Source organism: Halorientalis brevis (assembly GCF_042678165.1).
Classification (GTDB): Archaea; Halobacteriota; Halobacteria; order Halobacteriales; family Haloarculaceae; genus Halorientalis; species Halorientalis brevis.
In genome coordinates this window covers 585223-595004 of the sequence record NZ_JBHUDJ010000002.1, presented here as the reverse complement: position 1 = coordinate 595004, position 9782 = coordinate 585223, and the positions used below count along the sequence as shown (strand labels likewise).

Sequence of the window (9782 nt, the reverse complement as noted above, 5' to 3'; positions counted from 1 at the left end):
CCCCGCCGGACTTCGCCCAGGGCGGCGGTCCCGACGGTGACAAACTCGACGACGCACTCGACGACGCGCCGGACGTCCTCCAGCAGGTCCAGAACGCGTAGTCCGACGCATCTTCTTTCTGCGGTCCGATCCGCCCGGCAGGCCGGGTGGCGCGACATGTGTCGCCACAGTAACCTTTTTGCCGACGGATTCGAGACGGAGAAAACGAACCGCAGTACTGCCGCATCGGTTGGACGGGGCCGCCGACACCGGCGACTACGGGGGAGCGGGTATGGACACGAGGGGACTGTCGACGCACGTGCGAGCGCGGCTGACCGCCCAGCCGCCGGTGTTGTATTTCGTCGTGGCGCTCGGGGCAGCGCTGCGGCTGTACGGGCTCGGCGCCGAGAGTTTCTGGATCGACGAGTACAGTTCGCTGGCGTACGTCACCTCGCGGACGACGTTCGAAGTCGCCCGGGAAGTGCCGCTCGTCGATCCGCATCCGCCGCTGTACTACCTGCTGTTGGACATCTGGACGAGCCTCGTCGGCGTCTCCGAACCGGCGGTCCGGCTGCTCTCCGCCCTGTTCGGCATCGCGGCCATTCCGCTGCTGTACGCGCTCGGCGCCGAACTGTACGACCGGCAGGTGGGCGTCTTCGCCGCCGGCGTGCTGGCGTTCTCGCGGTTTCACGTCTCTCACTCCCAGAACGTCCGCATGTACAGCCTGCTCGTGTTCGCTACGGTCTGTTCGATGCTGTTCCTCGTCCGTCTCCGCACTGCACCGACGCGCCGTGCCGCCGTCGGCTACGTCGCGGCGTCGGTGGCCCTGTTGTACACCCACGCGTTCGGCGCGCTGGTGCTCGTCGCCCAGCACTGCTACGTCCTGGGGAGTCGGTTCGTCCGGACCGGTGGGACGTGGGCCGTCGACCCCCGCCGCTGGCTCGGCGTCCAACTCGCCGTGGCCGTCCTCGCCGTGCCGTGGGCGATCGACATGGGGCGGCAGGCGCTGGCGCTGCTCACTCCCGGCGGCGGGAGTGGAGCCGTCGCGTGGGGGTGGATACCCGAGCCGACGCCGATCCGACTCGTCTCGGCGGTCGGAGCGTACGTCACGCCCTCCTTCGAGGACGGGTTCGGCGGCTTCCTCGTGCTGGTCGTGATCGGTCTCCTCGCGCTGGGAAGTCAGCGGCGCGTCTCGCTCGACCGCGAGCGAACGCTGTTGCTGGCCTGCTGGATCGGGATCCCCGTCGTCGCGCTCTTCGTCGTCTCCTCCCTGGTCGTGCCGCTGTTCATCCCGCGATACACGATCGCGGCCATGCCCGCCGTCGCGCTCTTCGTGGCCAAGGAGATCCGGCGCGTGGGCACGGTGGAAATACGCTACATCAGCGTCGTGCTGTTGGTCGTCGCGCTCGTCGCCGGCCTCCCCGGCTACTACCAGACCTCGCAAAACACCGAGTGGGACGACGCGGCGGCCGTCGTCACCGACGGGGCCGACGGGGACGACGTCGTGCTCGTCCACCGGGGGTACTTCGCCGGGCTGGTCGCACAGTACGTCCATCGAGATCGTCCGACGGTCCCCGTCGAGCGGGTGTCGGTCGCGACGCCGGTGGAGTCAGTGCGACAGACGGTCCGCTCACACGACGGCGACGTGTGGCTCGCGATGTCGTCGTCGACCGCCAGGAACCGAACGGAGATCCGAGCCGTCCTCGCTCGCTCGGGCCGCCACGTCCGCACTGAGCGGGCGTTCGACGACGTGACCGTCACACACTACGTGACGAACGACACCGGAGGGACACAATGACGACGAGTGACATCAGTCGTGACGTTCGCACCGCCCTGTCGAACTACCCCGCGGGACTGTACGTCGCCCTGGCGGTCGGGGCGCTCCTCCGTCTGTACGGGCTCGGCGCCGAGGACTACTGGATCGACGAGTTCCGGTCGCTGCAGTACGTCGCGACCCGGTCGCCGATCGAGGTCGCCCTCGAAATCCCGTTTTTCGACCCGCACCCGCCGCTGTACTACGTCGTCCTCGACCTCTGGACGAGTCTCGTCGGCGTCTCCGAGCCGGCGGTCCGACTGCTGTCGGCGATCTTCGGGATCGCCGCCATTCCGCTCGTCTACCTCGTCGGCGCGCAGCTGTACGACCAGCGCGTCGGCGTGCTGAGCGCGGGCATTCTCGCCCTGTCGCAGTTCCACGTTCGGTTCTCCCAGACGGCGCGGATGTACAGCCTGCTCGTGTTCGCGACGCTGCTCTCGATGGACGCGCTGCTCAGACTACGGGCGAACCCGACGCGGCGGACGACTGGCTGGTATCTCCTCGCGACGGTCGTCCTGGTCTACTCGCACGTCTTCGGCGTGCTCGTCGTCGCCGCCCAGCACTGCTACGTACTGGGGAGCCGGTTCGTCCGCGCCGACGGAACGTGGGCCGTCGACCCCCGCCGCTGGCTCGCGGTCCACCTGGCGGTCGCTGCCCTCGCGATCCCGTGGGGAGTCGGCATCGGCCAGCAGGCGATGACGCTGGTCACGAGCGGTGGCAGCGGCGGGTCCGGGTTAGCCTGGATTCCCGACCCGACGCCGATGCGACTGGTTTCGGCGGTCGGCGGGTACCTCACGCCGTCCATCCAGAACGGGTTCGCCGGCCTGCTCGTGCTCATCGTCGTCGGCCTCCTCGCGCTCGGGAGCCAGAGCCGCGTGCCGCTGGACCGCGAGCGCACGCTGCTGCTGGGCTGCTGGCTCGCCGTTCCCGTCCTCGGCCTGTTCGTCGCCTCCTACCTCCTGGTCCCGCTGTTCGTCGCCCGCTACACGAGCGCGGCGCTGCCCGCGGTGGCGCTCCTCCTCGCCAAGGAGATCAGACGGATCGGCTCGGTCGAGTTCCGCTACATCGCGGTCGGACTGGTCGTCCTGTCGCTCGTTGCCGGGTTCCCCGGCTACTACCAGCAGCCCCAGTACACCGAGTGGGACGAGGCAGCCGGGACGATCGCCGGCAACGCCAGCGAGAGCGACCTCGTACTCGTCTACTACGGCCACGCCACCGAGACGTTCGGGCACTACCTCGACGGCCGGCAGTCGAATCTTACCGTCGAAGGCATCAACGGGACGGAGCTGGACGCGATCGAAACGGGTGAGACGCCGCCGGCGACCCGCGACGCGATCGCCGACCACGACGACGTCTGGGTGACGCTCACTGACGTCGGGCCCACGCGCCGCCAGCACGTCCTGGACCTGCTGGAGCGGACCGGCTACGGCGCGCGCAACTCGTACGAGTTCAACCGCGTGAGAGTCTACCACTACGTCGCAAACGGGAGCGAGGGGTGACAGCATGGGGTCGACGACACACCAGGAGACCGACGCGACCGAGAACGTCGACGGCCGTGAACGACTGACCGACTACCCGGCGTGGCTGTACGTCGTAGTGGTCCTCGGCGCTGCGCTCCGACTCGCGGGGCTCGGCGCCGAAGACTACTGGCTCGACGAGATCACCTCGCTGCAGTACGTCCTCTCGCGCTCGCTCGGCGAGGTGATCGTCGAACTCCCCCTCGTCGACCGACACCCGCCGCTGTACTACGCGCTGCTGGACGGGTGGGTCGGACTCCTCGGGACCGGAGAAGCGTCCGTCCGGTTGCTGTCGGCCGGCTTCGGCATCGCGTCACTCCCGCTGTTGTACGCTCTCGGGAAGCGCCTCTACGACGAGCAGGTCGGCGTGCTGGCCGCGGGACTGCTGGCCGTCTCCGGGATGCACCTCCAGCAGTCACAGAACGCCCGCATGTACAGTCTGCTCGTGCTGGCGGCGCTGGCCTCGATGTACTGGCTCGTCCGCCTCCGCGAGGCCCCTGACCGTCGGGCCGCCACCGGATACCTTCTCTCGACCGTCGTCCTGGGGTACACGCACGTCTTCGGGCTGTTCGTCGTCGCCGCGCAGAACGGCTATCTACTGACCTCGCGGCTCGGACCCGACCGGGACTGGCCCGTCCCGCTCCGTCGGTGGCTGGGCCTGCAGGTCGGGGTCGGCATCGCAGTGCTTCCGTACCTCGCCGTCCTCTCGCGGCAGGTGCTGGCCCTCGGCGACGGTGGCGGCGTCGCGCTCGGTTGGATTCCCGACCCGACCGTCTCGCGGCTCGTGTTCGCCATCGGCCAGTATCTCCACCCCCGGAACCCGATGCTCGGACTGGCTGCAGTCGTGCTGGTCGGCGTGTTCGCCGCTGCCGGCAGGACCCGAGCGCCGCTGCATCGCGAGAACACGGCCCTCCTCGCCTGGTGGCTCCTGGTCCCGCTGCTCGTGCCCTTCGCCCTCTCGTATCTCGTCGCCCCGCTGTTCGTCGCTCGCTACACCATCGCCGCGCTGCCCGCGCTCTTGCTCCTCGTCGCCGCGGAGATCCGCCGGCTCGGCGCCGTCGAGTTCCGCTACATCGGCGTCGCGCTGCTCGTCGGTGCGGCGGTTGCGGGACTGCCGGGTTACTACGGACAGCCACAGAACGGCGAGTGGGAGGCCGCGACGGGCCTCGTCGCGGGGAACGCCAGCCAGGACGACCTCGTGGTGGTCAGCGACCGCGCGGCCAACGACACGTTCGCGTTCTACTACGACGGGGCGGCCCCGGTCCGCGGCGTCCAGGAGGACGCCAACGACAGCACGATCAACGAAACGATACGGGGGCACGACACCGTCTGGCTGGTGTTCTCGCGGATGGACCCGACGCAGGAATCGCAGTTCACCCGACTGCTGGACCGTGAAGGGTACGACGTGCGGACGACGCGCGAGTTCAACGCCGTCGACGTCCGCCAGTACGTCCGCAACGGGACGGCGGACTGAGTCGCGAAAGCGAGGTTCTTGTCGCTGGACCCGGTAGGACGAGCCACGATGGCGACGGCGACCAACGACGGCGTGGAGTTGTACTACGACACAGCAGGCGAAGGACCGACCGTCGCGTTCGTCAACCCGGTGGGGTACGGCGCGTGGTGCTGGAGCTGGCTCGCGGACGCCCTCGCCGGCCCGGTCGAGACGCTCGTCTGGGACCTCCGCGGGACCGGGCGCTCGGACGCGCCCGCCGGACCCTACGACGTGCCGACGCTCGCCGACGATCTGGACGCCGTCTTGGCCGACAACGGCTCGCGGACCGCCCACCTCGTCGGGGCGGGGCTGGGCGGGATGGTCGCGCTCGAACACGCTCGCGAGTACGCCCGGGCGGGCACGCTGACGCTGCTCGGGACGACGGCCGACGGGAGCCGAGTCGACCGGGACGCACTGGACGCGCTCGCGGCCCCGCGCGACGATCCCGACGCACTCCGGGACTCCCTTCGCGGTGCGTTCGCGCCCGGCGTCGTCGACGACCACCCCGAGATCGTCGACCGCATCGTCGCGTGGCGAGGGGAGGACGACGCCGACCGCGACGGGTGGGACGCCCAGACCGGCGCGATGACGGGCTTCGACGCCGGCCCGCTCTACGAGGTGACGACGCCGGCGCTGGTCTGTCACGGTCGCGCGGACGGGGTGGTTCCGTTCGAGGCTGGCCAGGCGCTCGCCGACGAGCTCCCGCGCGGCGAGTTCGAGGCGATCGACGCGGGGCATCTCCTGGCGGCCGAGGAGCCGGCGGCGGTCGAGGACGCGCTGACGGCGTTCCTGGCCGACCAGCTCGACACGCCGCTGTAGCGGCAAGCCCTGCCGAACCGAGAGCCATTTGAGGCGAGAGATGCTGTACTAGAGTGATGACGCGGCCACGCATCGCTCTGCTGAACGCAGCCCACGACGGCGCAGACACCCGACGGAACTTCCGTCGCGAACTCGACGCGGACCTCGTCGAGTACCACTGTCCATCCGGCGAGGTCCCCCAGTCGTTCGCGTTCGACGGCTGTCTCGTCACGGGCTCGCGCGCCTCGGTCTACTGGGACCGCGAGTGGATCGACCAGGTCCAGTCCTGGGTCGGCGAGGCGATCGACGCCGGGCTGCCGTTCCTGGGCGTGTGTTGGGGCCACCAGTTGCTCGCCGACGTGCTCGGCGGCACGGTCGAGGACATGGGCGAGTACGAGATCGGCTATCGGACCGTCGAGCACGACGACACGGCGCCGCTCCTGGCCGGCGTCGACGACGAGTTCACCGTCTTCACGACCCACTCGGATCGAGTGGTCGAAGCCCCGCCGGGTGCGCGAGTGTTCGCCGAGAACGACTACGGGATTCACGGCTTCCGGAAAGACCACGTGTTCGGCGTCCAGTTCCACCCCGAATACGACACGGCGACCGCCGCCGACGTGACGAAGGGCAAAGACGACCAGCTCTCGGCGGACCGCATCGAACGAGTCCTGGACGGCATCACCGCAGAGAACTACACCGCCGCCTGCGAGGCCAAGCGCCTGTTCGACAACTACACCGAGTACGTCCGGCAGGTCAGCCGCGACGGCACTGCGAACGGACCACCGAGCGCCGCGGACGACTGAGGTCGGTCAGTCGCTGCCTGTTTCGTCCGGACAGCCGACCGACGCTGCCACTTCTATCAGCTGTTCTTTCGAGAGTGCCACGTCGACCGGCGCCGAGACGAAGTACTCGTCGTCGCCACAGCGCCAGCGGACGCGTCCGTGACCGTAGTGGACGTACTGGCGCTCGAACTCGGCGGGCCGGCCCGCGACGGTCGTGTTCGGGTCGACGGCGTCGTCCGTGATCTGCGGGTCGGTCCGGATGACGCCCAGCCGCGAGATGCCGTCGCTGTACACCTGTGAGACCGTCGTGCCGTTGGCCTCGTGGACGCGGAGACCGTAGCTGAACTCGAAAGAGTCGGGCACCGCCGCCGTCACCAGCGACCCGCTCGCGTTCCGGGCGAGGGCGGCCCGCGTGTGGTACCGCGTGACGTCCGGGTGCTGTTCGGTGACGATCGGGACGCCCTCGACCGGCGGCGCCGCGAACCGCTCGTCGGGCACGTCGACGCCGAGGGAGACGTTCGTCAGCCGGACGGTCCGCACGACGGTCTCGTTCCCGTGGGTCGCCGTCGTGCGGGCCCGCACGGGAAGCCGTCGCTGGGCGTCGATCCAGATGCGCGTCGACGCGTTGCCGATCTCGCTGTCGGGAGCCGTCAGCAGCGACGCCTCCTTGCCGCCGACCGCGAGCGAGATCGTCCGATCGTACTGACTGTAGGAGAGCTGGACCGTCTCGGTCCCCTCGATCGTCTCGCTGCCGTCGTACGTGACGTTCCGGTGGTCGAACAGCGACTCGGTGATCCTGACGAGGAGGTTCGTCGACCGCGACTGGTTGCGGGGCCGACGACGGACGACGTCCTCGCCGGTGTCGTAGTACCACTGAGTCGTCTGGTTGGCCAGGAATATCGGCTGCCTGCCGGCCGGCGTCTCCAGGTAGGTGAGGTTGTATCGACCCGATTCGTAAGCGAGGCGCATACGGACTCGCTGGGTCGTGTCGCCGTACGTGACGGACTGAACCATCGTGACGCGGTAGCTCTCCAGGTTCGCGACGCGGTCCGAGACCGTCTGCTGGATCGCCGTCGAGTTGTTGGGCAACTCGCTGCCGTCGTCACTGCCGAGGAAGGCGACGGCACCGGCCAGGACGAGGGCAACCACCAACACCGTGGCGAGGACCCGGCGGTCGGGCGCGGTCATTGTTTGCAGCGTACTGTGCCGAGTGGTTTGAATCATCCGCTTCGCCGACATAAGGCGCTGCCGCCCGGGACGCCCACCAGGCGGGAACGGTACCACCGGTGCGTCGCTCCCGTCCACAGACGCCGCGACGGCGCGTCCGCGGGTCACGCCCCGACGCGCGCGCCGAGCTGAACCGCCAGGAGACCGACGACCGAAAGGGCCGCAACGAACGCGAAGACCTGGCCGAGGAACAGCGGGTCCGCCCGGCGGAGGTGGATCGCGATCAGTGCCGTGGACGACAGCGAGAAGACCACGACCTTTCCGAGCTGTTTCCGCATCGGCGTGGAACCGGCGTCGCGTTCCGCCGTCGCCGCGTCCCGAGCACCAGGCGCCATGTACGCATCATGCCAGCGCCGGCAAAGATAAACCCGAGTAAGTTTGAGAACGTTGTCTACGGACGACACCGGTGTGCTATGTGGACGTACAGAGACAGCGGAACGCTCGATCGATCCGATCGAAACGAAGCAGGCAGACGGCGGACCGACGGCGGCCGTCCCAGCGGAGAGCGACCACGCTACTGGAAGCGGCCGGTCTCGGCGCCGCACTCGGCGCAGATCGTCAGGATCGCGTCGCGGTCGTCGGTGAGTTCCAGTTCCTGTTCGGTCCGGCCACCGCAGTCCGAACACGCCCGGAGCATCTCGGTCTCGCCCATCTCTGCGGGCGCGCCCATCGCGAGGGCGATCACGCGCTCGTCGTCCTCGTTGGTGCCGAGTTGCCACTCGCCCGGTTCGAAGCGAACGGCCTCGCCCTCGGTGGCGGTCACGTCGCCGTCCTCCGTCTCGAACGTGACGGTCCCCTGGGCGATGTAGAACACTTCCTCCTGGTCGGCGTGGCGGTGATAGCCGAAGCCGAAGCTGTCGCCCGGCGCGAGTTCGTAGTAGTTCAGTACCATGTCGGTCGCCCCCAGCGCGTCGGAGACGGGCCGTTTCACGTCGGCCGGCCCCATCCGGTCCTCGACGTCGTCGACGTTCGTCCGTTCCATGCCAGCGTGTTTACCTGCCCGCACCAAAAGTCACTCGGCGTAACACCTCGTCGGTGACCGACGCGGCGCCACGGCTGGCGGGTCGAAACACCACGGCGACGAATCAAAGAGAGGGCTCGCGGCGCGAGAGCGCCGGCTAGTCAGCCGGTCGGCCAGACGCGGAACTCACTCCGGACCGTCGATGTCGAGTTCCTCTTCGAGATTGGCGAGGGCGTCGCTATCCGCGAGCTGCTCCATCTGTTCGCGAAAGTGCCGCTGGCAGACACCGACTTTGACGCCGTCTTTTTCGACCGCGACTTCGGCGTTGCGGTCGCAGTAGTGACACCGCATACCCTACCGTTGAACCTCCGGTGCTTTGAACCCTACGGCGGCGTCTGACAAGTGGCTCACATCTGGCAGACGGCATGATTTCGCTTCCCTGACCCCCTGAACCAATAGCTGTCGGACGAGAACGGAAGCGGCGAACGTCACCGCGACCCGGATGGGTAAAACGGCTCTTTGAGTCTCCGTCGACTACATTTAAGTGTGGGCTGTAGCAGTGAGTGTCCCCGCACGCTTCGGCCCTCCACGACGACCCCGCTGGCGGCTCTCCGCGACCCGTGCTGTCCTGGGACGTGCGTTCGCTACTTCTTTATCTCGAACTCCTCGAAGACGGTCCCGTCGGGTTCGACCAGGCGGCCGCTGATCCGACCGTCTCGCCGTTCGAGTTCGGCGTGCGCCGGCCGGTAGCGACGCGGCTGGGCGTGGCTCCCGGGATTGAGTAGCGTCACGTCCCCCGCCTCGTGAACGCCGGGGCGGTGGGAGTGGCCGAACACGACGAGGTCGGCGGCCTCCTGACGACCGAGCATGGCCAGTGCCGTCTCGGAGTGTTCGTGACCGTGTACGACGACCAGTCGGATGCCCTCGCTCTCGACGACGCGCTGGTCGGGCAGGCGCTCCCGAACGGCGGGCGTGTCGTTGTTGCCGACGACGCCGGCGACCGTACCGGCTTCCGCGACGAAGGCGTCGAGGACGGACTCGGTCGTGAAATCGCCGGCGTGGACGACGAAGTCGGCTTCGCGGACGGCCTCCAGCGTGCGACCCTCCAGACGATGTGCGTCCTGGCTGTGCGTGTCGGAGACGACGGTGAGCATGGCAGCGGCTACGGGGCAGGAGGCAAAAGGGAGCGTGACTCGGCGTCGGCGAACTGGTC

General features: G+C 68.7%; 11 protein-coding genes. 6 read left to right on the top strand and 5 right to left on the bottom strand.

All coding sequences use genetic code 11. From position 1 onward, the window contains the following. The 6 genes from ACFR9U_RS06735 to ACFR9U_RS06710 form a co-directional block, all read left to right on the top strand. Positions 1-101, top strand: a 101-nt coding sequence (locus ACFR9U_RS06735) for a hypothetical protein (RefSeq protein WP_379814041.1), incomplete at its 5' end; no start/stop codon positions are given. A 170-nt stretch (positions 102-271) separates the two neighbouring features. Continuing rightward, complete coding sequence (locus ACFR9U_RS06730) at positions 272-1777, top strand: glycosyltransferase family 39 protein (RefSeq protein ID WP_247379220.1); 1506 nt, start codon at positions 272-274, stop codon at positions 1775-1777. Further along, complete coding sequence (locus tag ACFR9U_RS06725) at positions 1774-3291, top strand: glycosyltransferase family 39 protein (protein WP_247379222.1); 1518 nt, start codon at positions 1774-1776, stop codon at positions 3289-3291. Before ACFR9U_RS06730 ends, ACFR9U_RS06725 begins: the two co-directional genes overlap by 4 nt. A 4-nt stretch (positions 3292-3295) precedes the next feature. After that, the gene (locus ACFR9U_RS06720) at positions 3296-4783 is read left to right on the top strand and encodes a glycosyltransferase family 39 protein (protein WP_247379224.1); all 1488 of its coding nucleotides are present in this window, start codon (positions 3296-3298) and stop codon (positions 4781-4783) included. A 48-nt stretch (positions 4784-4831) separates the two neighbouring features. Then, the gene (locus ACFR9U_RS06715) at positions 4832-5620 is read left to right on the top strand and encodes an alpha/beta fold hydrolase (protein ID WP_247379227.1); all 789 of its coding nucleotides are present in this window, start codon (positions 4832-4834) and stop codon (positions 5618-5620) included. 56 nt (positions 5621-5676) lie between these two features. Continuing rightward, positions 5677-6402 carry a type 1 glutamine amidotransferase gene (locus tag ACFR9U_RS06710; protein WP_247379231.1) on the top strand — a complete coding sequence of 242 codons (726 nt, stop codon included), beginning with the start codon at positions 5677-5679 and terminating at the stop codon, positions 6400-6402. Positions 6403-6408: 6 nt separating this feature from the next. Here ACFR9U_RS06710 and ACFR9U_RS06705 read toward each other — a convergent pair whose 3' ends face one another. The 5 genes from ACFR9U_RS06705 to ACFR9U_RS06685 form a co-directional block, all read right to left on the bottom strand. Further along, on the bottom strand, positions 6409-7569 hold the full coding sequence (locus tag ACFR9U_RS06705) for a LolA family protein (RefSeq protein WP_247379233.1): 1161 nt from the start codon (positions 7567-7569) through the stop codon (positions 6409-6411). 143 nt (positions 7570-7712) lie between these two features. After that, positions 7713-7943, bottom strand: coding sequence for a hypothetical protein (locus ACFR9U_RS06700; protein ID WP_247379235.1), 231 nt, complete (start codon positions 7941-7943; stop codon positions 7713-7715). A 179-nt stretch (positions 7944-8122) separates the two neighbouring features. Further along, on the bottom strand, positions 8123-8590 hold the full coding sequence (locus ACFR9U_RS06695; protein WP_247379237.1) for a cupin domain-containing protein: 468 nt from the start codon (positions 8588-8590) through the stop codon (positions 8123-8125). 165 nt (positions 8591-8755) lie between these two features. After that, positions 8756-8920 (bottom strand): DUF6757 family protein, encoded by a 165-nt coding sequence (locus ACFR9U_RS06690; RefSeq protein WP_169302421.1) that lies wholly within the window; start codon positions 8918-8920, stop codon positions 8756-8758. Positions 8921-9213: 293 nt separating this feature from the next. Continuing rightward, a complete protein-coding gene (locus ACFR9U_RS06685; protein WP_247379239.1) occupies positions 9214-9723 on the bottom strand; it encodes a metallophosphoesterase in 510 nt (169 codons plus the stop codon). Between the last annotated feature and the right edge of the window lie 59 nt (positions 9724-9782).

What these genes read in the sequence shown, in the direction of transcription:
- ACFR9U_RS06710 (WP_247379231.1), top strand. Translation starts at nt 5,677, where the DNA reads ATGACGCGGCCACGCATCGCTCTGCTGAACGCAGCCCACGACGGCGCA.
- ACFR9U_RS06730 (WP_247379220.1), top strand. Translation starts at nt 272, where the DNA reads ATGGACACGAGGGGACTGTCGACGCACGTGCGAGCGCGGCTGACCGCC.
- ACFR9U_RS06700 (WP_247379235.1), bottom strand. Translation starts at nt 7,943, where the DNA reads ATGGCGCCTGGTGCTCGGGACGCGGCGACGGCGGAACGCGACGCCGGT.
- ACFR9U_RS06690 (WP_169302421.1), bottom strand. Translation starts at nt 8,920, where the DNA reads ATGCGGTGTCACTACTGCGACCGCAACGCCGAAGTCGCGGTCGAAAAA.
- ACFR9U_RS06695 (WP_247379237.1), bottom strand. Translation starts at nt 8,590, where the DNA reads ATGGAACGGACGAACGTCGACGACGTCGAGGACCGGATGGGGCCGGCC.
- ACFR9U_RS06705 (WP_247379233.1), bottom strand. Translation starts at nt 7,569, where the DNA reads ATGACCGCGCCCGACCGCCGGGTCCTCGCCACGGTGTTGGTGGTTGCC.
- ACFR9U_RS06720 (WP_247379224.1), top strand. Translation starts at nt 3,296, where the DNA reads ATGGGGTCGACGACACACCAGGAGACCGACGCGACCGAGAACGTCGAC.
- ACFR9U_RS06725 (WP_247379222.1), top strand. Translation starts at nt 1,774, where the DNA reads ATGACGACGAGTGACATCAGTCGTGACGTTCGCACCGCCCTGTCGAAC.
- ACFR9U_RS06715 (WP_247379227.1), top strand. Translation starts at nt 4,832, where the DNA reads ATGGCGACGGCGACCAACGACGGCGTGGAGTTGTACTACGACACAGCA.
- ACFR9U_RS06685 (WP_247379239.1), bottom strand. Translation starts at nt 9,723, where the DNA reads ATGCTCACCGTCGTCTCCGACACGCACAGCCAGGACGCACATCGTCTG.